Origin of the sequence: Streptoverticillium reticulum (assembly GCF_047456005.1) — a bacterium.
Lineage (GTDB): Bacteria > Actinomycetota > Actinomycetes > Streptomycetales > Streptomycetaceae > Streptomyces > Streptomyces reticulum.
This window is the reverse complement of sequence record NZ_CP179755.1, coordinates 2,274,339-2,299,230: the sequence shown is the minus strand read 5'-3', so window position 1 is coordinate 2,299,230 and position 24,892 is coordinate 2,274,339. Positions and strand designations below refer to the sequence as shown.

At 70.0% G+C, this 24,892-nt stretch carries 3 protein-coding genes; all 3 read right to left on the bottom strand.

Going from position 1 to position 24,892, the window contains the following annotated elements; genetic code table 11:
- Positions 1 to 202 precede the first annotated feature (202 nt).
- From ACMATS_RS10245 to ACMATS_RS10235, 3 genes are read right to left on the bottom strand one after another with little or no spacing between them, the layout of a single operon-like run.
- A complete protein-coding gene (locus ACMATS_RS10245) occupies positions 203 to 1,108 on the bottom strand; it encodes a proline iminopeptidase-family hydrolase (protein WP_414167749.1) in 906 nt (301 codons plus the stop codon).
- Entirely contained in the window at positions 1,101 to 17,246 is a 16,146-nt protein-coding gene (locus tag ACMATS_RS10240; protein WP_414167748.1) for an amino acid adenylation domain-containing protein, read from the bottom strand. Before ACMATS_RS10240 ends, ACMATS_RS10245 begins: the two co-directional genes overlap by 8 nt.
- Entirely contained in the window at positions 17,243 to 24,481 is a 7,239-nt protein-coding gene (locus ACMATS_RS10235) for an amino acid adenylation domain-containing protein (RefSeq protein ID WP_414167747.1), read from the bottom strand. Before ACMATS_RS10235 ends, ACMATS_RS10240 begins: the two co-directional genes overlap by 4 nt.
- Positions 24,482 to 24,892: the final 411 nt, after the last annotated feature.

The following is a 24,892-nucleotide window of genomic DNA, read 5'->3' as shown; positions in this document are numbered from 1 at the left end:
CCCTGCCGAGAGTCGGCAGAGCTCAGTGATGCGCCGGCACCGGTCTTCGGACCAAGGGCCACCAGGTGGCGTGGGCGTTGCGAGGCCTGCGGCTCGCCCTTGCACCACCCACGGCAGATAACGCCGGTCGCACCGTGTCCCCTTCTGGGAGTCGAGGCATTCGTCGCACCAACGTAAGCATGTGGCCGCTTGGTCCCACAAGTCATTTTTGACCTGCGATGTTGTGGCCGGAGTCGCCGAAGTGGCCGATGCGGGACAGGAGTTCCTCGGCGAAGAGCTCCGGCTGCTCCAGATAGGGCATGTGCGAGGCGCCCGGGATCACCACGGCCTCCGCTCCGGGGACCGCCCGTGCGTACGCCTGGCAGGCCCGCGGCGGCACGAAGTCGTGCTCCCCGCACACGAACAGGGTGCCCGGCCCCAGCCGTTCCAGCTGCCCGGTCCGGTCGTACGTGCGCAGGTTGCCCGTCACCCGGAACTCGGTGGGACCCCACATGGCGTCCCGCACGTCCGCCGCGCTGCCGACGGTGGCGTCCAGCAGTTCGTCCGGCCACTCGGTGCGGCACATGTGGCGCTCCGCGAAGTCGATCGAGGCTTCCGCGAACGCGGACGTGCCGTACCGGCCGGTGCGCATCGCGTCGGTGAACGCCTGGGCCGTCTCCGGCGGCAGCCGGAACAGTAGATTCCGCATGTCGTCCTCGTACTTGCGGACGTTCAGCACCGGCGAGACCAGAATCAGCCGGTCGGGGCGGCGCGGGCCGCCGCGCAGGGCGAAGTCGCACGCGATCATCGTGCCGAAGGAGTGCCCCAGCAGATGGAAGCGCTCCAGGCCCAGCGCCGCGACCAGCGTGTCGAGTTCGTCGACGAAGCGCCCCAGGTGCCACAGGCCGGGGTCCGCGGGCCGGGCGGAGCGGCCGCAGCCCAACTGGTCGTACACGACGACCGGATGGCCCGGCAGCAGGTCCGCCAGGGGGCGCAGATAGCCGTGCGGGGTGCCGGGGCCGCCGTGGACGGTCACCACCGGGGTGCCCGGGGCGTCGGCGTTGAGCACCTCGTACCAGATGCTGCCGCCGGGGACGTCGCACAGCGCGCCGGCCGTCTTCTCACTCACCGTGTTCTCCCTGGTTCGTTGCGAGGCGGGCGCCGATCGCCGCCACGTGCGGCATGCCGTTCATGCTCAGGTGGTTGCCGGACACCGGCACGTGCGCCCAGCCGCCGCGCGCCAGCCGCCGCCAGTGCGGGGCCTGGTCCGCCGGGAACTCCGGGATCTCCTCCTCGTGCGAGAAGAACACGATGTCGCCGGCGTACGGGCGCGGGACGTAGGCGTGCATGGCCCGGCTGTGCTGCTGCCAGGCGTGGATGTAGCGGGGCAGGAAGTCGGCGGAGAGCATGTCCTCGAACTCCGTGCCACGCGCCTTCTCCGCGATGTAGCCGATCTTCGCCTCGACGGTGTCCAGGGCCTCCAGCTCCGCCATCGGGAAGTCCAGCCGGGCCAGGCCGTAGCGGAGCAGGTAGTCGATGATGTCCTGGCCGGTCATGTCGGCGGGCAGGTTGCCCCGGGCCGGGCTGTCGATCAGCACCACCTCCGGCCGGTACCCGTCGCGGGCGTCCAGCAGTTGGGCCATCTCGTAGGCGACGATGCCGCCGAAGGAGGACCCGCCCAGCCGGTACGGGGCCGTGAGGCCGAACTCCGCCAGCTGCTCCAGGTAGTGGGCCGCCATGGCCTCGACCGTGGTCAGCTCCGCGGTGCCGTCGAGCATCGGCGAGCGGACCGCGTACACCGCCTGGTCGTCCGGCAGACAGGCCGCCAGCTCCCGGTAGAAGTACACGTCACCGCCGATCGGATGCACCAGGACCAGGGGCGGGCACGACTGCGGGTCGCCCTTCCTGATCACGACCACCGGCGACGCGTCCTCGGGTGCGTACCGGTTGCCGAGGTGCTCGGCCAGCCGGTCCGCGAGGGCCTGCGGCGTGTGCCGCTCCAGTGCCATGAACTCCATCCGGACGCCGGTGCGTTGCCGGATCCGCGCCACGAGCTGAACGGCGGCCAGCGAGTCGCCGCCCTGGGCGAAGAAGTCGTCGTGCGGCCGGACCTGCTCGACGCCCAGGACCGCGCGCCAGGCCTCCGCGACGACGGCGCCCACCTCGTCCTCCTCGACGGACCCCGCCACCGGCTGCGGCGTCCGCAGGGGCTGAACGGCCGTTCCGGAGCGGTCGATCCAGTGCTCCTGCCGGTCGAAGACGTAGCCGGGCAGCCGCACCCGGTCCGCGGCCGTCAGGCCGTGGAACGCCTCGGCATCGACATCGGCGCCCGCGGCCCACGCCGTGCCGAGGGCCGTCAGGACGACAGCGGGCTCCTCGCCGCTCCGGTCGGCCCGGGGCACGGCCGGCACGACGGGGCGTCCGGCGCGGTCCGGGTGCCGGCGGGCGGGCCGGCTCAGGATGCGGCCCGGGCCCAGTTCGAGCAGGACCGCGTCCCGGCCGGCCTCCGAGCAGTACAGCGTGGTCAGTCCGCGGTGGAACTGCACCGTGCTGCGCAGCTGCGCCGTCCAGTACTCCGGCGTGCGGACCTGCTCGGGGTCGGCCCAGTCGCCGGTCAGGTTGGAGACGAACGGGACGGTGGGCGCCCGCAGTTCGATCCGTGCCAGTACCGCGGCGAACTCGTCCAGCACCGGGTCGAGCAGCCGGGAGTGGAACGCGTGCGACACGGCGACCCGCCGGGCGGTCACGCCGTCGGCGGCGAGTTCCGCCGCCAGTGCCTCGATCGCCCCGGGCGGGCCCGAGACCACGCAGGTGCTCGCGTCGTCGACGACGGCCAGGTCGAGGCCGCGCTCCCGCGCCCGCGGCTGTACCTGTCCGGCGGGCAGCGGTACCGCGAGCATCGCCCCGGGGGCGGTGCCTGCGAGCAGCCGGCCGCGCTCCAGGACCAGTGTCAGCGCGTCCTCCAGCGAGAACACGCCGGCCAGGCAGGCTGCCACGTACTCGCCCAGGCTGTGCCCGAGCATCGCGGCCGGCCGGACGCCGAGGTCCATGAACCACCGGGCGAGCGCGTACTCGACGACGAACAACGCGGTCTGCGTATAACGGGTGTTGCCCACCTGATCGGTGCGGCCCAGCAGATCGGCCTCGTCGACGCCCTCCGGAAGGTGCGGCCGGAGGAGCTCCAGACAGCGGTCCACGTGGGCGCGGAAGCCGGGCTCGGCCGCGTGGAGGGCCTGCCCCATGCCCTGGTGCTGGGCGCCCTGTCCGGGGAACAGGAACACGGCCTGACGGCCCGCGCGCCGGGTGACCGGCTCGTGCTCCCCGGCCGTCAGCCGGTCGACGAGCTCCTGCCGGCCGCCGCCGACGACCACCCGGTGGTGCGGGAAGCGGTGCCGGGCCGTGTGCAGGGTGTACGCCACGCGCTCCAGCGGCACTTCAGGGCGCTCGGTCAGATGGCGGGCCAGGGCCTCGGCCTGCGGGCCGAGGGCGTCGGCAGTGTGCGCCGACACCATCAGCAGGTGCTGCTGCCCGTCCCGGACGGACGCGTTGCCGTCCTCCGGCACGGCGGCCTGCGGGGCCTCCTCCAGCACCACGTGGGCGTTGGTGCCGCCGATCCCGAAGGAGCTGACACCCGCGCGCAGTACCGGATGCTCGCTCGTCCACGGCGTGCAGGCCGTGTTGACGTAGAACGGGCCCTTCTCCAGTTCGAGCGCCGGGTTGGGGGCGGTGTGGTGGAGGGTGGGCACCAGCGTGCGGTGCTCCAGGCACAGCACCGCCTTGATCAGACCGGCGATGCCCGACGCGACGTCGAGGTGGCCGATGTTGGTCTTCACCGAGCCCAGGGCGATACGTTCGCCTGTTCCGCTGCCGGTGCCGAACGCCTGGTGCAGTGCCGCCACTTCGATGGGGTCCCCGAGTGCCGTGCCGGTGCCGTGCGCCTCCACGTAGCCGATCGTCGACGGTTCGACGCCGGCCTTCTCGTGGGCGCTGCGGATCACCGCGGCCTGCCGGTCCTGGCTGGGCGCGGTGTAACCGATCTTGTGCCGGCCGTCGTTGTTGACGGCCGTGGCCTTGATGACCGCGCGGACGGGGTCGTTGTCCGCGAGTGCCCGGTCGAGCGGCTTGAGCACCACGATGCCGACGCCCTGCCCCTCGACGGTGCCCTGCGCGGCCTCGTCGAAGGCGCGGCAGGTGCCGTCGGGGGAGAAGACCATGCCCTCCTGGTGGACGTAGCCCTCCGTGCCCAGCTTGCCGATCGACACACCGCCGGCCAGGGCGATGTCGCAGTCGCCTGCGAGCAGGGCCACGCACGCCTGGTGCACTGCGACCAGAGAGGTCGAACAGGCCGTCTGCACGGTCACCGCAGGGCCGGTCAGGTCGAGCTTGTAGGCGGCCTTGGTGGACAGGAAGTTCGCCTGGTTGTTGATCATCACCTGGTACCGGGTGGCCAGATCGGCGTCGCCCAGGCCGGGCAGGACGTGCCCGGCGGCGTAGTCGTTCTGCCCCGCACCCGCGTACAGCCCGATGTCGCCGGTGTAGGAGTACGGGTCGCACAGCGCGTCCTCCAGCGCGTGCCACGCGCACTCCAGGAACACCCGGTGCTGCGGATCCATCTGCTCGGCCTCGCGGCGGGAGTAGCCGAAGAACGCCGCGTCGAAGCCCCGGACGTCCTGCATGCGGCTCTGCGCGCGCACGTAACCGGGCTGGTCGAGCTCCTCCTCGGGCACTCCGGCCGCGAGCAGTTCCTCCCGGCCGTACCGGACGACGGACTCGTGTCCGGCGGTCAGATTCCGCCAGTACTCCTCCAGGGTGTCGGCGTCCGGGAAACGGCCCGCCATGCCGATGACCGCGATGTCCCTGCTGCCGGTCCCGGCCGTCCCGCGCACGGCCGGCTCGCGGCGCGGCCGGGTCTCCTCCTGCTGCTGCCCGCGGATGCGGGCGGCGAGGGAGGCGATGGTCGGGTGGGCGAACATCTCGGTCAGGCTCACCGACTGCCGGATCTCCTCCGGCAGCCGGGCGTGCAGCTTGGTCAGCAGGATGGAGTTGCCGCCCGCCTCGAAGAAGCGGTCGTGCACCCCCACCTCGTCCAGGCCGAGCACCTCCTGCCACAGCCGGGCCAGCATCAGCTCGGTCTCCCCGGCCGGGGCCACGGCCGCGGCGGCCCTCCTGCGGCGCGGCCGCGGCAGCGCCTTGGCGTCGAGCTTGCCGCTGTAGGACAGCGGCAGTCCGGCCAGGTGCACGAGGGCGGCGGGCCGCATGTACTCCGGCAGCAGGCCGGCCAGATGCTCCTGGAGCACCTCCTCGTCGAGGGCCGCGTCGGCCACGTAGTAGCCGATCAGGGCCTGGGCGGCGGCGGACGTGTCCGGGCCGCCGTCGAGCGTGCCGACGATCACCGCGCTCTGCCGCACGTCCGGGTGGGCCGAGAGCGCGCTCTCCACCTCGCCCAGTTCGATGCGGTGGCCGCGCAGCTTGACCTGCGTGTCGACGCGGCCGACGAACTCGATCTCGCCGCCCTCCAGCCAGCGGGCCAGGTCACCGGTGCGGTAGAGACGTCCGTACCCGCCGGACGGGCTCTCCACGAAGCGCGCGGCGGTCAGTTCCGCGTCGCCGAAGTAGCCGCGGGCCAGCGCCGCTCCGCTCAGGTACAGCTCGCCGACCGCCCCCACGGGCAGAGGGCGCAACTGCGCGTCCAGAACGTGCGCCTGCTCGTTCGGCAGCGCACGGCCGATCGTCACCGCAGGGCGATCCGCCGCGTCCGCGGCGTACTCCCGGGACGCCGACCAGATGGTGGTCTCCGTCGGGCCGTAGACGTTCACGACGCGCGGGCAGCGCTCCAACGCCGCGTGCAGCAGGTGTCGTTCGAGCCGCTCGCCGCCGACCAGCAGCCGGGTGCCGGGCAGGCCGCGCAGCGCGTCCAGCTTCATCTCCAGCAGGCTGGGAGTCATCTGCACGAAGTCGTATGCCGCGCAGTCCAGTTCCTCGAAGAAGTGGTCGCCCATGACCATGCTGCCGCCGTCGAGCAGCGTCAGACCGTACTCCAGCCCGAAGATGTCGAAGACGTAGTTGGTCAGGCTGTACGTGTGCAGCGCTCCCGGCTCCGGGAAGTGCCGCGCGCGCAGGGCCGACATGGTCGAGGTGAACGCCCGGTGCTCGACCATCACGCCCTTGGGCTGACCGGTGGTGCCGGAGGTGTAGAGGACGTACGCCAACGCGTCACCGCCGACCGGAAGGCCCAGGTCGTCGCCGCTCTCCGCAGCACACGCCTGAACGGTCTGCGGGTCGTCCACGGCCATCACGGTCAGCCCGGGCCAGCGCGCCTGCACCCGCTCGCGGTGCCGGGCATGGGTGAGCAGCAGCCGGGCGCCGCACCCTTCGACGATGCGCGCGGTGCGCTCGTCCGGGTAGCCGGGGTCGAGCGGCACGTAGGCCGCACCGCACTTCAGTACTGCGAGCAGACCGGTCACCGTGTCCGCACTTCGGTCGAGCAGCAGCAGAACGGGCTCCTCCGGCGCCACCGGCACCTGCTGGCGGACCACGCGGGCAAGCCGGTTGGCGGCGGCGTTGACTTCCGCGTAGGTCAGCGTCCGCCCGTCGTGGACGACGGCCGGGGCACCGGGAGTCCGGGCGGCCTGTGCCTCGAAGGCGCGGTGGATGACGGGCTCGGCAGGCTCGGCCATGCCCGTGTCGTTCCACTGCTCCGTGAGCTCGACATCCGCTGCGCCGGCCGGTACCAGGGCGTCCGGGGCGTCTTCCGGTGCACGGGCGATGTGCTCGAGCACCGACTCCACACCCGCCAGCAGGCGTCGGACCGCCTCGACCTCGAACAGCTCGCCTGCGTAGTCAAGTTTGAACACTACGTCGGTGCCCTGCTCCGTGACCGACACCACCAGCGGGTAGTCCCGCTTCTGGTACCGGGATCGGAACTCCGGTCGCAGCAGCCGCTCGTGCTCGTCGTCCACGACCGCCGGGTAGTTCTCGTAGATGAAGAGGCTGTCGAAGAGCCGCCGGCCGCCCGGCTGCAGCGCAGCCAGGTCGACACCGCTGCGCCGGCCGATCTCGTGGATGTCGTCCTGCAGCCGCTGGACCTCCTCGATCAGGCTGTCCGCTCCCGCACGGTGCCGGGCGATCAGCGGGACGGTGCTCAGGTACAGGCCGACCGAGGTGTCGATCCCGTCCACCGGCAGGTCACGTCCTGCCAGCACCGTGCCGACCACAGTGGAGTCGCAATGACCGTAGACGCTCAGCGTCTTGTGCCAGGCGTACTGCAACACCGCGTTGGAGGTGACGCCGTACTCCTGGGCGACGGACCGCAGCGCCGACAGCAGCTCCGGGTGCAACGGCAGCGACAGTTGCTCCTGGCGGCGTACGTGCTTGTAGGTGCCGAGGTCGACGTGGCGGGCTTCGGCGGCCAGCAGCCCGCCGAGATCACAGTCCGCCCCGGCGTCCGCCGCATAGGCCTGCCAGAAGGCCTCGTGGTCGCCTGCGTGCCGGTGCAGATGACGCTGGATGCCGGCATAGTCCTCCGCCGGCAGAACAGCACGCTCGCCGTCGCGCAGTGCGAGGTAGCAGGCGTGCACGGTCTGCAGCAGCAGCGGGCTGCTCCAGCCGTCGAGGATCGCGTGGTGGGTGTTGAGCACACAAGTGAAGTGCTCCGCATCCCGCTTGACCAGGTACACCCGGAACAGACCGCTCACACCGAGGTCGTACGGGATGCCGCGGTCGCGCTCCAGCAGCTCCTCGAAGGCCGCGGCGGGGTCCCGGTGACCGCTCAGGTCCACGAACTCCCATACCAGCCGGGACTCCCGGTCGACGACCTGCACCATCTCGTACTGCCAGTCGAAACGCAGTCGCAGAGCGCTGTGGGCCTGCTGCGCCTGCTCCCACGCCCGGCGGAGAAGACCGGGGCCGACGGGGGAGTGGTAGTCCCAGACGGCCTGGACGCGGTAGGCGTCGTCGACGTCGCCCTGGGTCAGGGCGTGGTGGATGAAGCCCTGCTGGAGACTGCCGGCGGCGAAGACCCCGTCCAGCTCGCCGGCCGCCTGCAGCCGGTCCAGGTGCTCCTGCGGCAGCAGACCGTCGACGTCACTGCTCGTGAGCCAGGTGCGCGAGCAGTGGGCCGTCATGTCGACCAGCGCCGTCAGCCGGTCCTCGAACGAGCGGGCCAGCTGCTCCGCGTCCTGCTGCGGCAGCCTGCCGAGCAGCGTGAAGCGCAGCTGTCCGCCGGTGACCATGCCGGTCATGCTGACCGTGTAGGGCAGCCGGTTGTCCTCGTGCATCCACACGCCGCTCGGCTCGTCGGCGAGCTGCCAGTCGCCGTCCCCTTCGGCGTCGAGCCTGCCGAGGTAGTTGAAGCACACTCGGGGCAGTTCGCGCTCGTAGCCGACGAGAGGCCCGAAACCGATGCCCTTGTCGGGGACCGCCCGCAGGCCGTCCTTGACGGACTTCAGGCTGTCGGCAGGGTCGTCACACACGTCAAGACGTACAGGATGCAGCGTGGTGAACCAGCCGACGGTGCGGCTGACGTCCGTCTGTGCGTCGAACTCCTCGCGCCCGTGCCCCTCGACCATCAGATGACTGACGGACCGGCCGGTCAGCCCGGTCAGCGCCTGCCCGAAGGCGGCCAGCAGGAACTCGTCGATGCGCGTGCCGAAGGCGCGCTGGCAGCTGTCCAGCAGCAGAGCGGTGCGCTCGGCGTCCAGGGAGATGCCGATTTCGGCGGAGGTGCCGGTGTCCTGTCGCAGGACCGGTGCTTCGTCCAGGTCGGCGAGCAGGTCGTCCCAGTAGGCGTGTTGTTCGGGGTGGTTGTGGGCGTAGGTGGTGACGGCGTGGGTCCATTGGCGGTAGCTGGTGCCCTTGTCGCCGAGCTGCCGGTCTTCGTAGAGGGTGTGGAGGTCTTCGGCGAGGATGCGCCAGCTGACGGTGTCGGTGAGGAGGTGGTGCAGGGCGAAGAAGACCCGGCTGCTGCCGTCCGCGTAACCGTGCAGGTAACCCACGGCGTACACCGGTCCGGCGGCCAGGTCGAAACCGCCCTGCCACTCGGTGAGTACGCGCTCCAGAGCCTCGTTGAACTCGGGAGTGCCTTCGGCCGCGGGCAGGCCGCGCACGTCGAGGACGTTGAGGCCAGGGAAGGGGGCAGCGGGGTCGTAGAACTGCTCCGTACCGCGGTACCGCAGTCGCAGCGCATCGTGGTGCTCGGCGAGCGCACGCAGGGCGGACTCCAGCCGCGGGACCGCCAGTTCGGGCGTACGGACCAGGAAGGCCTGGTTCCAGTGGGCGGGCCGGGGGAAGTCCTGGGCGAAGAACCACGACTGGACGGGCAGCAGGGGCACATCGCCTTCGAGCACGCCCTGCTCGGTCCGCACGGCCGTTGTCACGACCGCTTCGGAGCCGGCGACGACCCGGTCGTAGAACCGCTCGATGGTGCGGTGGGCGAAGACGTCGCGCACGCTCACCTGCAGGCCAAGCACCTTGCGGAGACGACTGACCAGCCGGATGGCCACGATGCTGTCCATGCCGAGGCGCATCAGGTCGGCGGTGATGCCCAGTTGCTCCTGCGGCAGACCCAGCACGTCGGCCCATGCGTCGCGCAGCTGCCGCTCGCGCTCGGTACGCGGTGCGACGTGCTCGGCGGCGACCGCCGTCCCCGGGTCGGGGAGCGCATTGCGGTCCAGCTTGCCGTTGGGGCTCAACGGCAGCTCGGGCAGGTGCACCAGCGCCTCGGGAACCATGTACGCCGGCAGGCTCGCGGACAGCCGCTCCAGCAGGGGAGCGGGATCGAGCTCGGTGTCGGACACGTAGTAACCGACCAGGAGTTGTCCACGGCGGCCGGCCGCCGTGTCGTACTCCTTGATCAGTACGACGCTCTGGGAGATGCGCGGGTCCTGGGAGAGCGCGCTCTCGATCTCACCCAGTTCGACGCGGTATCCGTTGAGTTTGACTTGGAAGTCGTTGCGGCCGATGAATTCGATGTGGCCGTGGGGGTGCCAGCGGCCGAGGTCGCCGGTGCGGTAGAGGCGGCCGAGGGTGGGGTGTTGGATGTAGCGTTCGGTGGTGAGGGTGGGGGCGTTCCAGTAGCCGAGTGCGACGCCGGTGCCGCCGATGTGGATTTCGCCGGTGACGCCGGTGGGGCAGTGTTCGTTCTCGGTGTTGAGGATGTACATGCGTTGGTTGGGCATGGCGGTGCCGTAGGGGATGCTGGTCCAGGCGGGGTCGACGTGCTGGATGTCGTACCAGATGGACCAGATGCTGCCTTCGGTGGCGCCGCCGAGGCTCATGATGGTGGCGTGGGGTGTGGTCTGGCGGATGCGGTCGGGGAGGCTGGTGGGGATCCAGTCGCCGCTGAGGAGGTAGAGGCGCAGGGAGTCGAGGTGTCCGCCTTCGTCGATGAGCAGGCCGGCGAGCTGCGGGACGCTGTTCCAGACGGTGACGCGGTGGTGTTCGACGAGGTGGGCCCAGTGGGCGGGGTTCTTGGTCTCGTCCTGTGCGGGGAAGACGATGGCCGCTCCTGCGGCGAGGGTGCCGAAGAGGTCGTAGACGGACAGGTCGAAGCTCAGCTCGGAGAGTGCGAGTATCCGGTCGTCGGGTGTGATGGTGAAGCGTTCGTTGATGGCGAGGAGGGTGTTGACGGCGCCGCGGTGGCTGATGGTCACGCCCTTGGGGCGGCCGGTGGAGCCGGAGGTGAAGATGACGTAGGCGACGTCATCCGCGTGCACAGCCGGCAGTTCGGCATCTTCAGATGTTTCGTCGAGCAGCTCGTCGATGACGAGCACCCGGCACGCCTCTGCGAGCGCCTGCACATCTGATCGCTCTGACTGCGCACGCGACACCAACAACGTTCGGACACCGGCCTGGTCGAGGATCTCCGCGATCCGGCCCGTCGGCCAGTCGACGTGCAGCGGCAGGTAGCCGAGCCCGGCCTTCATGACGCCAGCGGTGGCCAGTACCTGCCCGTAGCCCTTCTCCGCGAGGACGCCGACGAGCAGCTCGCCCGGCTCCTCGCCCAGTTCGCTGCGCAGCCGCAGGGCGAGGGTCCTGCTCTGCTCGATCAGTTCGCCGTAGGTGTGCGTCCGCCCGGTTGCGCTGTCGATGACGGCGGTTGCATCCTCCCAGCCCTCCGCACGGCATCGCTCCTCGTACAGGCCGAACATCGTCTGCTCGCAGCCGGCCATGTCGGAGGAGTTCGCGGCGGCGACCAGCGCGCGGTCCGGCTCGGGCAGGTAGCGGTCCCTGGGCAGCCCGGCCTCCCAGCCGCCGTCCGCCAGGCGCTCGATGAGCAGGCAGTAGAGCCGGTTGAGGTGTTCGACGGCCGACCGGTCGAAGAGCTGCTCCACATAAAGCCACTTGCTCATGAAGCCGTCCGCGACCTCGATCGCCTGGAGGTCGATCCAGGCCTGTGAGGTCTGTGCGCTCCAGTGGCGCTCCTCGACGAGTTCGCTGTCGTCCAGATATGCGGCTCGTTCGAAGTCACGGGTCTCGTTGCCCACGACACCCGTGAACACGATCGGCGAGACGGCCTTGGTCGTGTCCAGGCCGTGCAGCCTGCTCAGGTCGCGCTGGACCTCCACACCCGAGTAGAGGGCGTGGCTGATGTCCTCCCACAGCACGTCGTGGGTGCGCCGGGCCAGCGAGACGATGTCGGCGCCCCGGTCGGCGTAGTGGAACAGCACGGTCGAGGTGAAGTTGCCGAGGAGCTCCTCGGCGCCCTCCAGGACCGGATAGCGGTTGAACAACGTGAGTGTGAGGGGGAATTCACGGGATCCGGAGAAGTAGGAGATCACGTTGCCGAACAGGCTCAGCAGGACGGAGGACGTGGACACCCCGTGCTGCCGGGCCTGTTCCTTGAAGCGCTCCCAGACGTCCCGCCCGACGTAGAGGGTGTGCTCGTCGAAACGCGGGTGCTCGACGGCGTCCGGCGACTCCTTGAACGGCAGGGTGCACCGCAACGGCATGCCGGTCAGGCGCTCCTGCCAGTAGGAGCGGTCCTCCTCGTACCACTGCGAGTGCTTCAGCAGGCCGATGTAGTCCTGGTAGTCCTTGAAGCTCGCACGTGGCAGCTCCGGGCGCCGGTCCGTGCCCCGGTAGATGTCATCGAGGCGGCGCAGGACGGCGAGCCTGCTCTGCACGTCGAGGATGATCAGGTCCCAGCTGAAGTGCAGCACGCAGCGGTCGCGGAAGCGGCTCACCTCCAGGGTGAACAGCGGGAACCGCTCAGGGTCGTAGAGCTGGTGCGACAGCCGCTCCCGGATGCCGGCCAGGTGGGACGCGTCGTAGTAGTGAGTGCTGAAGTCGTGGACGATCAGTTCGCAGGGCGGGACGTCCGCGGGGTCGAGCACCCGCTGCTGGAGCCGGTCGTAGGAGAAGACGGTGCGCAGCACGTCGCACTCGGCGACGAGCCGGTCGACCGAAGCGGCCAGCCGGTCGGTATCCAGCTCCCGGTACAGGTACTCGTTGTAGACGTGGTTGGCGACGTTGCCGATCTCGTAGTTGCCGAGCCGGCCGACGAGGTAGGCCTTCTGGATCTCGGTCATGTCGAACCAGCCGTCCGGATCCGCGCCCGTTCCCGCGGGCAGGGCCGTCAGGTCGGCCTCGCTGCGGACCGCGCGGAAGTCGCTGGGCGTGTAGCGCACGCCTGTCCGTTCCGTGCAGTGGTCGATGCAGGCGGCCAGCGCGGTTTCGAGCTCCCGGGCCAGTGCACGGGTGGTCCCGGCGGCGAGTCGGCTGTCGACGCGCACCCGGAGGCGGCCCTCGGTCACGTAGGCGAAGACCGTCAGCAGTGTGCCGGAGGCGTTGCGCGGCGGCATGGCCTCGCCGCTGTCCTCCATCACGATCCGCCAGTCGCCGTCCTCTTCGGCGTCGAGCCTGCCGAGGTAGTTGAAGCACACTCGGGGCAGTTCGCGCTCGTAGCCGACGAGCGGGCCGTAGCCGATGCCCTTGTCGGGGACCGCCCGCAGACTCTCCTTGACGGCCCGGATGCTCTCGCCGAGTTCGGCGCCCAAGGGGAGCCGCACCGGGTACAGGGTGGTGAACCACCCCACCGTGCCGGAGACGTCGAGCGCGGGGTCGATGTCCTCGCGGCCGTGGCCCTCGACGAGGACGTGGTGGGTGCGCCCGCCGCCGACGGCCTCCAGGGCGCATCCGAGCGCGGTCAGCAGGAGGTCGTCGATGTGCGTGTGGTACGCGCGGTGCGCCGGCCCCAGCAGGTCCCGGGTGTGCTGCTCGCTCAGGACGAACTGTTCGGCGTGCGCCGCCCCGGTCTCGTCGGCGAACCGGTCGATGAACTGGTCGCCCGGCCGGAAGTCGGTGAGCAGGTTGTTCCAGTAGGCGTGTTGTTCGGGGTGGTGGTGTGCGTAGGCGGTGACGGCATGGGTCCATTGGCGGTAGCTGGTGCCCTTGGCGCCGAGTCGTTGTTCTGCGTAGAGGGTGTGCAGATCCTCGGCGAGGATGCGCCAGCTGACGGTGTCGGTGAGGAGGTGGTGCAGGGCGAAGAACACGCGGCTGCTGCCGTCCGCATAGCCGTGCAGGTAACCCACGGCGTACACCGGCCCGTGCTCGAGGTCGAAGCCGCGCTGCCATCCGGTCAGCGTCCGGTGCAGGGCCTCGGCGAACTCGGGGGTGCCCTCGGCCGCGGGCAGGCCGCGCACGTCGAGGACGTTGAGGCCGGGGAACGAGGCGACCGGGTCGTAGGACTGCGTGGTGTCGCGGTAGCGCAGCCGGAACGCGTCGTGGTGGTCGGTGAGTGCGCGCAGTGCGGACTCCAGCCGGGGCAGCGACAGTTCGGGCGTACGCAGCAGGAAAGCCTGGTTCCAGTGTTCGGGGCGGTCGAAGTCCTGCTCGAAGAACCAGGACTGGATGGGCAGCAGTTCCAGCTCGCCCGTCAGCGTGCCCTGTTCGGTGAGCACGTCGGTCCGCGGTTCGGACGCTGCGGCCCGGCGGCTCTCGATGTAGTCCGCGAACTGCTCGATGGTCGGCAGGGAGAACACGTCCCGGACGCCGACCGCCAGGCCGAGCTGCTGGCGCAGCCGGCTCGCCAGCCGGATGGCCACGATGCTGTCCATGCCCAGCCGGGTCGCGTCGTCGCGGATGCCCAGCTCGTCGGGGCGCAGCCCCAGGTGTTCGGCCCACAGTGCGTGCACCTGCTCCTGCAGGGCGGTGCGCGGGGCGATGCGCTCCCGGCCGGCGTCCGACGGGCCGGGTTCGGGCAGCGCCTTGCGGTCGAGCTTGCCGTTGACGGTCACGGGCACGGCCGTCAGATGCACCAGGGCGTGCGGGATCATGTAGGACGGCAGGGCGGCGTGCAGCGCGCCCGTCAGGGCGGTCTCGTCCAGCGGGTGGTCCGCGACGTAGTAGCCCACGAGGTGCTTGAGCTCGGGCCGCTGCGGATCGGGCTGCCGGACCAGGGCGATGCCCTGCCTGACGCCGGGGAACCGGGCCAGGGCGGCCTCGATCTCGCCCAGTTCGATGCGGTAGCCGCGGATCTTGACCTGGAAGTCGTTGCGGCCGAGGTACTCGATGCCGCCGTCGGGCAGGCGCCGTACGAGGTCGCCGGTGCGGTAGAGGCGCCCCGCGCCGAAAGGGTTGCCGACGAAGCGCTCGGCGGTGAGCTCGGGCCGGTTGAGGTAGCCGCGCGCCAGGCCGGCACCGCCCAGGTACAGCTCGCCGATCGCATGGACGGGCAGCGGCGTCCGCGCCGCGTTGAGCACGTGGGCCTGGGTGTTGTCGATCGGCGTGCCGATGCGGACTGCGTCGGCCGACGGGTCGGTGCAGGGGTGGTGCAGGACGTCGATGGACGCCTCGGTCGGGCCGTACAGGTTGTGCAGACGCGCGCCGGGCAGCAGCGCGTGTGCGGCGCGGACCTGGGCGAGCTTGAGCTCCTCGCCGCTGCAGAAGACGTACCGCAGGCTCGCGAGCCCCTGCGGGGCAGGTCCGGCGGACGCCTCCACCGCCTCCAGGAAGGCGCTGAACATCGACGGCACGAAGTGCACGACACTGATCTGTTCGCGCTCGATCAGCTCCATCAGCGCGTACGGGTCCTTGTGGTCCTCCGGTTCGGCGAACACGATCGTCGCGCCGAACCAGTTGGCCCACAGCAGTTCCCACACCGACACGTCGAAGACGTACGGCGTCTTCTGCAGCACCCTGTCGGCAGGGTCCAGCGGGAAGGCCCGGTTCATCCATTGGATGCGGTTGACCAGGCCGCCGTGCTCGCACAGCACGCCCTTGGGCTGCCCGGTGGTGCCGGAGGTGTAGATGACGTAGGCAAGGTCGGAACCGGTGAGCGGCAGGCCCGGGTTGCCGGCCGGCTGTGCGCCCAGCTCGTCGTCGGCTCCGTCGACGGACAGCACGGGCACCGGCAGTCCGGCATCGCGGCAGTCGGCGGCGTTGCGCTCGTCCGTGAGCAGCAGCGGGCTGCCGGTGTCGGAGAGGATGAACCGGATCCGCTCGTGCGGCGAGCCGGGGTCGACGGGAACGTACGCGCCGCCGGCCTTCATGACGCCCAGGACCGCGACGAGCATGTGCTCGCTGCGGTCCAGCAGCAGACCGACCAGGCTGCCGACACCGACGCCGTGCCGCTGGGCGAGCAGATGTGCCAGCCGGTTGGCGCGCTCGTTCAGTTCGGAGTAACTGAGCTGCCGGTCACGGAAGACGACGGCGGGAGCGTCCGGAGCCCGCTGCGCCTGCTGCTCGAACATCTCGACGGCCGTCTGCACGCTGCCGTGGTCCCACTCGGTGCGGTTCCAGTCGGCGAGCTGCCGCAGCCCCTCGGCGTCCACCAGCGCCAGCCGGTCGGTGACCTCGTCCTCCGGCGACGAGGCGACCGAAGCGAGCAGTGTCAGGTAGGCGTCGAAGAGCGCCTGGACATAGGCGTGTTCGTAGCGGGCCTCGGCATAGGTGACCGTGAAGGAGACCCGGTCGCCGTCCTCCTTGGCGATGACCGAGATGCCGAACTTCTCCGCAAGGTCGTCGTAGGGCAGCACCCGGTGCCCGGCCGCGGTGGCCGTCTTCTCCACCGGGGCGAAGTTGTGCATGGTGAACAGGACCGGCAGCACGTCGGCCAGGTCCGCCGCACCGCCCGGCAGGGCATCGGTCAGCATGTTCAGGTTGAGCTGGTGGTGCTGGTTGAGCTCGACGACCGCCTCGTTCACGCGGCGCGCGTTGTCCAGGAACCGGTCACTGCCGCGGAACTCCGGCAGCAGCGGAAGGGTGTTGATGAACGGGCCGACGGCCGTCTGGAAGGCGGGCGGGCGGTTCGCGACGGTGATGCCGACGGCGAAGTCGGTCTGACCGCCCGCGAAGCTGCTCAGCGTCTGGTACAGGCCGGTGAACAGCAGCGCGTACAGGCTCAGCCCGTGCCGGCCGGACAGCTCCGACAGCGCCCGGTGCTGCTGCGGTGCGAGCTCGTAGCGCAGTATCCCGGCCCGGTTGTCGGCCCCGTGCGCGGGAGTGTGCTGGAGCCGCAGCTTCTCGGCAGCGGCCAGCCGGGCGGCGAGAGCGTCGCGCGCGGCGGCGTACTCCGGCCGTGCCAGGTCGATCCGCTGCTGCTCCGCAAGGTCGAAGTAGTTCAGCGCACGTGCGGCGGCGTCCGCACCGGCCGGTGCGTCGTGCAACTCGGTCAGTCGGCCGGCGAGCAGCTCCATGGAGTACGCGTCGGACAGCATGTGGTGGTGCGTCAGGCCGACCACCACGCCCTGCCCGTCGCCCAGTTCGACGACCTCGGGCCGGATCAGCTGTCCGTCGGCGAGCGGGAAGACGGTGCGGGCCCGGTCGTCGCGCAGTGCGTCCAGCTCGCCGACGGCGATCCGGGTGCGGGCGATCTCCAAGGAACCGGCCGGCAACAGCTCGTACGACAGGTCCTCATGCACCCGCATCCGTAGGATCGGCTCGGCGGCGAGCAGCGCACGCACCGCGTGCTCGGCCGACTCCGCGTCGGCGTCGGGAAGTTCGACGAACAGCGGGATGGTGTAGGTGAACCCGAGCTCGTCGATCCGGCTCTGCAGATACATCCCCTTCTGGATGGACCTGAGCGTCCTGTCGTGGGCGGCGTCCGGCAGCTTGTAGTGCGTGGCCTGCCGGGCGCGGTCCTGGGAGTCGATGCCGGACAGCTCCAGCACGTGCAGCAGCTGTTCCTTGCGCTCCTTCACCCGGTCCTTGAGCTCCTGAGGGAAGCCGGTGTCCTGGGGGAAGGAGAAGCCGAGCCGGTCGTCGCCCTTGTTCCAGATGAGAACGTGAGCCGACCGGAGGTCGTTCAGCAGTTCCAGCTCGGGGTTCACAGCTCTCCCTCTTCGCGCACGGTGTCCGTCAGGGCCGTGCCGACGTGCTCGGCAAGCTTGAGAATCGTGTCGTTCCGGTACAGGTCCCGGAGTTTCAGCTCGAACCCGAGGTCCTGCTGGAGCAGGCGCACCAGCTTCATGGCGGCCAGCGAGTTGCCGCCGACCGAGAAGAAGCTGTCGTTCGTGCTGATGGCCTCGGTCGGCCGACCGAGAACGTCTGCCCATACGGCGGCCAGGGCGCGTTCGGTCTCCGTCGCGGGCGCGACGTGGACGCCGGCGAACTCGACCGGCGGGAGCCGGTCGGCGGCCAGCTTGCCGTTGGCGCTCAACGGCAGCGCGTCCAGGACGCCGTAGCCGCTGGGCAGCATGTACTCCGGCAGGGCTTTGGCGAGTTCTTCGGTGACCGCAGCGGTCAGCGTCGGCGGATCGGCCGGACTGTCGGAGGCCGCACGCGCCTGCTCGTCCACCGCACCGACGGCCATGGTGTAGACGCCGCGGTCGGTGAGCTGCAGACCCAGCGGGCAGGTGCCCAGGCCCTCGGCCCGCAGCCGCTTGCTCAGCCGCTGGAACAGGAAACCGGCCGACACCGTGTCCGCGGCCCCTTCACCACCTTCCAGGGTCAGCAGGCACCGGGCCCGGCGGAGGACCGCCCACACGTCGCTCGCGCGGTCGAAGACCGGAAGATCGCCGGCCGCGTAGCGGCGGCTGCCTTCGTGCTCGGTGTAGTCGGTGGCGTCCGCGTCCCTCAGGAAGCAGGCCAGGCCGAGCCGTGACGGCTCGAAGCCGCCGGTTGCGCCCAGGACGATGCGGCACACCGCGGTGTGCTCGCCGTCCAGGGGACGGTCCTCCAGCTCGACCGCATACGGAATGCGGCGCGCGTCCAGCACATCGGTCAGCAGAGCGAGCATGTGCCCGGCCTCAAGAAGCGCCAGACGCCGCGCCTGTTCCCCGTACAGCGGAGTGATGGCGGGCCAGTGGACGACAAGCTGCAGTTCGTCGCCTCCGGTGCCGGAAAGGGCGGCCACGGCGTCGAGGTCGTGCGGGCGCAGCTCGCCGGTCGGCGCGTGGTACGTGAAGTGTCCGCTGCCCAGGCCCTCGGTGCGGCCCGACAGCTTGACGAACGTGCGCACCGGATAGGTGCTTCCGGCAGACGGGTAGCGGTACTTCGGCAGGGCCCGGTCGGGCAGCGACACGGCGGACAGCTGCTCCAGCACCGCCGTCCAGTCCTCGATGCCGAGGCGGGTCTGACCGGTGGCGGACGAGGCCGCCGTGGCCGTTGCCAGCACCTCGGAGAAGTGCTTGCGCGGCAGGGAGGGATCGACGTCCTCGGGCAGGAAGTGCCGGTAGCTCTTGGCACGGGCGTACGCGGCCGTGTCGGCCGTGGGCGTCAGCGGGATCCCTGGAGCGGTGCCCTCCAGCACGCCGTGCCCGCTCATGAGGAACGTCTGCTTGTCGAGCCCCGGGTCACCGGCTCCGGTCAGCGGCGTGTAGTCGGCGGACGGGACCAAGTATCCGACCAGCCGGTCGTGCTTGTCGCCCCGCTGAATCCTGGCGACCGCACGGTCGACGCCCGGCAGCCGGTTCAGCTTGGCGGCGATCTCGTCCAGTTCGACGCGGTAGCCGTTGAGTTTGACTTGGAAGTCGTTGCGGCCGATGAATTCGATGTGGCCGTGGGGGTGCCAGCGGCCGAGGTCGCCGGTGCGGTAGAGGCGGCCGAGGGTGGGGTGTTGGATGTAGCGCTCGGCGGTGAGGGTGGGGGCGTTCCAGTAGCCGAGTGCGACGCCGGTGCCGCCGATGTGGATTTCGCCGGTGACGCCGGTGGGGCAGTGTTCGTTCTCGGTGTTGAGGATGTACATGCGTTGGTTGGGCATGGCGGTGCCGTAGGGGATGCTGGTCCAGGCGGGGTCGACGTGCTGGATGTCGTACCAGATGGACCAGATGCTGCCTTCGGTGGCGCCGCCGAGGCTCATGATGGTGGCGTGGGGTGTGGTCTGGCGGATGCGGTCGGGGAGGCTGGTGGGGATCCAGTCGCCGCTGAGGAGGAAGAGGCGCAGGGAGGCCAGGTTGCCGCCTTCGTCGATGAGGAGACCGGCGAGCTGCGGGACGCTGTTCCAGACGGTGACGCGGTGGTGTTCGACGAGGTGGGCCCAGTGGGCGGGGTTCTTGGTCTCGTCCTGTGCGGGGAAGACGATGGCCGCTCCTGCGGCGAGGGTGCCGAAGAGGTCGTAGACGGACAGGTCGAAGCTCAGCTCGGAGAGTGCGAGTATCCGGTCGTCGGGTGTGATGGTGAAGCGTTCGTTGACGGCGAGGAGGGTGTTGACGGCGCCGCGGTGGCTGATGGTCACGCCCTTGGGGCGGCCGGTGGAGCCGGAGGTGAAGATGACGTAGGCGACGTCATCCGCGTGCACAGCCGGCAGTTCGGCATCTTCAGATGTTCCGTTGAGCAATTCGTCGATGACGAGAACCCGGCATACATCCGTCAGGGCCTGCACGTCCGCTCGTTCCGCCTGCCCACGCGACACCAACAACGTCCGCGTGCCCGCCGATTCGAGCACCTCACCGATGCGTGCGCCCGGCCACGCCACGTTCATCGGCACATACGCCGCGCCCGCCTTCATCACGGCGAGCGTGGTGAGGACCTGGAAGTATCCCTTCTCCGCCAGGACTGCCACCGTCTCGCGCTCGGCGGGCAGCGTGCCGGGGGCCAGGAGCGCCCCGGCGAGGCGGACCGAGTCGTCGTGCAGGCGTCCGTACGTGAACGAGGCGCCCGTGGCCGCGTCGACGACCGCCGTGCTGTCGCGGCGGCCGGTCTCGGCCAGTCGGCTCTCGTAGAGGCCGAAGAGGGTGTGCTCGCTCACCGGCCGGTCATCCGCGTTGGCCGCTTCGATGAGCGCGAGGTCCTCTGCGGGCACCGGGAGCGAAGGGAACGCCGCGGTCTCCCAGTCCAGTTCGGCCAGCTGCTCGATGAGGCGGCAGTACCCGTCGTGCATGGCGTCGATGACTGCATCGTCGAAGAGCTGCTCGACGTAGTCCCATTCGGCGACGAAGCCCTCGTCGGTCTCGTACGCCTTGTTGTCGAGCCACACCTGGGGCGTCTGCGAGATCGAGTGGTCGACGCCCTGGTAGCTGTCGTCGAGAGGCAGCTCGAACATGCTCGCATTGCCCTTGGCGCCCAGCGTGCTGGTCAGCACGACCGGAGCGACAATCTTGCCGACCGGTATGGAGTGGCGCGTCTTCAGCAGGCGCTGGAAGTCGACGCCGTCGAAGAGGTTGTTGTCGACGTCCTGGAGGAGTTCGCCGTGCACCCGGCGCAGCTTGGCGGCGATGCCCAGCTCGCGTTCCGTCCGGTAGTCGAAGAGCTCCAGGACCGTGAAGTCACCGATGACGCCGTTGATGTCGGGGTGCAGGGGCAGCCGGTTGAAGAGCGTGAGGTTCATGCACAGCTGGTCCTGACCGCTCCACTGGCTGAGCACGCGGCTGAACAGTTCGACGATCAGTGCGGTCGGGCTGATGCCGTACTGGCTGCACCGGTCGGCCAGCCTGTCCCACACCGCCGCCGGGATCACCTTGCTCTTGCGCCGGAAGACGGGGGTGTCGACGGCGGAGGGTCGCTCCTTCAGCGGCAGCTTCAGGTCGAGATTGTAGTCGTCGGCCTTGTTCTCCCAGTACTCCTGGGCCTGGAGCAGCAGGGGGCTCTCGCGGATCCTCTCGTACTGCAGCACGTAGTCGCGGTAGCTGGTGCCGAGGGCGGGCAGGCAGCGCTGCGGGTCGGCGTAGAGCTGTGCCCACTCGTCGAAGAGGATGTCGAAGCTGCCCATGTCGATGATGAGCGCGTCGAAGCTGATGTGCAGGCGGAAGACGCCGTCGAGACGGCTGAGCACGACGTCGAACAGCGGGTACTGCTCGGGGTCGTAGAGCTTGTGGGAGTAGGCGCTCCGGAGGCGCTCCAGCTCCTCCGGGTCCTTCAGGTCGTGGAACGCGATGCGGTAGTGGGGAACCTCGGACAGGAAGCGCTGCTGTCCGTCGGTGAACACGGTGCGCAGGGCGAGGTGTCGTTCGAGCAGCCGGTTGTACGCGGCTTCCAGGCGGGCACGGTCGATGCTGCTGTAGCGGAACTCGCTGTAGACGTGGGTCGAGACGCTGCTGAGCTCGAAGCTGTTGAACCGGCCCAGGTAGTAGGTCTGTTGCACGTTGGTGAGCGGGAACGGCTCGTGCAGCTGCTCGATGTCGGTGCCGTCGAGCACGTAGTCGCGGTAGGCGAAGTCACCGAGGGTGGCCTCGACCAGGGGGGCCAGGTTCCGGATCGTCTTCTCGCGGAAGACGTCGCGGATCCTGATGTCGGACCCCAGCTCGCTGTTGATCTTGTTGACGAGCTTGATGCCCAGGATGCTGTTGCCGCCGAAGTTGAAGAAGTCGTCGGTGACGCCGATGCACCGGCCGCCCTTCGCAGTGCTGCCGAGCACCTGGTCCCAGATCTCGCACAGCTGGGTCTCCAGCTCGCCGGCCGGTGCGACGTAGCCCCGGGTCAGGAACTGCGCGGGGTCGGGCAGGGCGCTCCGGTCGGCCTTGCCGTTGACGTTCAGCGGCATGCTCTCCAGGTGGACGAGCACCGCCGGGACCATGTAATCGGGGACGAGCGAGGCCAGGTGCGTCTGCAGCTCCGTGCTGTCGACGGGCCCGTCGGAGACGTAGTAGCCGACCAGGAAGCGGGATTCGTCGCCCTGGTCCGCGGCCGGCCGGTGGACGACGACGAGGCTCTGCTCAACGGCCGGGTGGGCGTCGAGGGCGCTCTCGATCTCACCGAGCTCGATGCGGTGACCGCGCAGCTTGACCTGGAAGTCGTTGCGGCCGACGAACTCCAGCTCCCCGCCGGGCAGGGCGCGGACCAGGTCGCCGGTGCGGTAGACGCGCTCCTCCGGCACGGCCGGTCCGCTGCCGTCCGCCGCCTGCGGCGGTGTGACGAAGACTCGTGCCGTCAGCTCCGGTTCGCCCAGGTAGCCGCGGGCGAGCCCGCTGCCTCCGATGTACAGCTCGCCGGTGACGCCCGGGGGCAGCGGCTGCATCTGCTCGTCGAGGACGTAGCAGCGGGTGTTGGCAACGGGCTTCCCGATCAGCGGCTCGGGGTGCTCGGGCGACAGGAGGTGGCGGGTCGACCACACCGTGGTCTCCGTCGGCCCGTACACGTTCCAGCAGGTGTCGACGGATGCGGCCAGCACGGGGGCGAGCTGGGGCGAGAGGGCTTCGCCGCCGCACAGGGCCCGGACGGGGAGCCGCTTGCCGTCGAGGCTCTGGGTGATCAGGTGCCAAAGGGAGGGTGTCGCCTGGACGATGGCGACGCCCTGCTCGATGAGACCGATCAGCCTGCCGACGTCGAGCAGGTCGGAGCGGCCCGCCAGGACGACCGTGCCGCCGTGCAGCAGCGGCATGAAGATCTCCAGGGTGGAGATGTCGAAGGCGATGGTGGTCACGGCGAGCATTCGCTCGCCCGGCCGGAAGCCGATGCACCGGCCGATGTCGGTGGCGATGTTGACGTAGCTCCTGTGCTCCACCGCGACGCCCTTGGGCCTGCCGGTCGTGCCCGAGGTGTAGATGACGTAGGCGAGGTCGGTGCCAGCGACGGGCGTGTCGAGGTTGCCGCCCGGCTGTGCGGCCCATGCGGCGCGGACGTCCTCGGAGTCCATGGCGAGCACGGGGAGTTCGCCGGAGATGCCGTCGAGCCGTGCTGCGTGAGCGGTGTCGCTGACAGCCAGGGCGGCCCGGGCGCCGTCCAGGATCGCGGCGGTGCGGCGGTCGGGGGAGTTCAGGTCCAGCGGGACGTAGCCGCAGCCCAGTTTGAGCACGGCCACAGCGGCGACGAGCAGATTCTCGGTGCGGTCCAGGTACAGGGCGATCAGATCGCCGGGCCGGGGCGCGTACCGGTCGTTCAGGAGCCGGGCGAATCGGTTGGCAGCTTCGTTGAACTCGCGGTAGGTGAGGGCGGTTTCTCCGTGGACGACGGCCGTTCCGTCCGGGTGCAGCGCGGCCTGTTCCTCGATGAGGCGGTGAATGGGCAGGTCCCCGCGGAACGGCGCCTCGGTGCGGTGCAGCTCGTCGTGGAGGCGCTGCCGCAGCGGTGCGGGAAGGGCCAGGAGTTCGCCGAGTCCCGTGGCGCCGTCGGCGAATTCCGGCAGTCCCGCGAAGAAATGGTCCAAGTGCTCACGGAGCACGGCAGTGAAGGGGAACCGGCCGGTGGTGACGATGTCCAGGACATTGCTGTCGGGCCGGTAGCGCAGGGTCAGAACAGCGCTGCTGCGGTCGGCCGTGTCGTCAGCCGCATCGAATTCCACCACGACGCGGGGGTCGAGGGTGTCGCTGTACAGCGCGTCGAAATCGTGGAACAGGTTGGTGCGTACGTCGTGGGACGTGTCGTCGATGTCGTCGTCCAGACGGGACGAGTGGAAATACCGGTCGGCCTCGACGTGTTTGCGCGCCTTGCCGTGGCGGGTGATCAGGTCGTAGCCGTAGACGCCTGTCTTACGGGAGTTGAGCAGCATCTGCAGGGTGACGCAGAGCCATTCCAGGTGCTTCGCCGTGAGGGGCGTCGACTGCAGGTCCGGCCGGTACGTGGTGACGTCGGGTGAGTGGTCCGGGTGGCCCGTTCCGGCGACGTCGGTGATGTCGAAACGGTCCTCGCGGGCGTCGGCGGCGCGGGCGCGCCCGGTGAGCGCGGCAGCGGCGGTCTCCCAGCGCAGGAGTTCGGCGAGGTCGTGCGGGCGTTCCTGGCGGGGGTGGAATTCCAGGGAGTCGTGGCCCTCGCGGGTGAGGTGGATCAGGGCGTCGACGCAGACGTCCGCCAGGGTGGCCCGGAGGGCGTCGGCCGGCGGGACGGCGGCCCCGTCGGGCGGGCTGTCCCGGCAGACGGTGCTGCGGACGAGCGCCTCGCTGCCGGGCAGCTGCACGAGACAGCCTGCCGTCGAATGTCCCGCCGCCGCGCGGAGCTCGAGCCCCAGCACGGGTGCGGCGGAGCGGCTCGTGGTTCCCGCCGGGCGGATCTCGTAGTCGATCCGCCGGATGTCCGGTGCGTCTTTTTCGATGACGCGTGCATTGTGCGTGAAGCGCTGTTGCCATATGCCGCTGCGGACCGCCGGGTCGTCGTCCCATGCATAGACGAAGTGGCCGGCATCCACAAGGTAATCGGCGATCTCCTCGCCTAACAGGCCGAGTTCCGCGCCGACCAGCACATGGAGAACCTTCACTTTCGCCCCCTGTTTCCACGATACGGCGGCATGCAGGGGCCTTCACCGGATTGCATCCCCGCATGCACTGGCATCTCCTCGGCGACATGCGCCGGGCACTCTGACGGCCCGGGGGACTCCCGCATATTGCGCCCCGTCCTCCGGGAAGGTTGCATCAACCACGGGTGAGGCAATCACCGGGTCTCGTCGACTGTCAAGGAAAAAGCCTCAGTTGATCGCCGACGACTTCTCTAGCCCCTCTGCATAAGGGTGGCTTGGGGTTTCCAATGCAATTCCTTATGGGGGCTGCGGGTGGAAAGCGGGCCCGTTGCCGGAGGCCCGGGCGGCGGCACGGTGGGACGATGCAGAAAATCCGTGGTCACGGCCCGGGTTCAACTGCAGTCGGCTGTCTTGCCAGACCGCGTCGCGTCG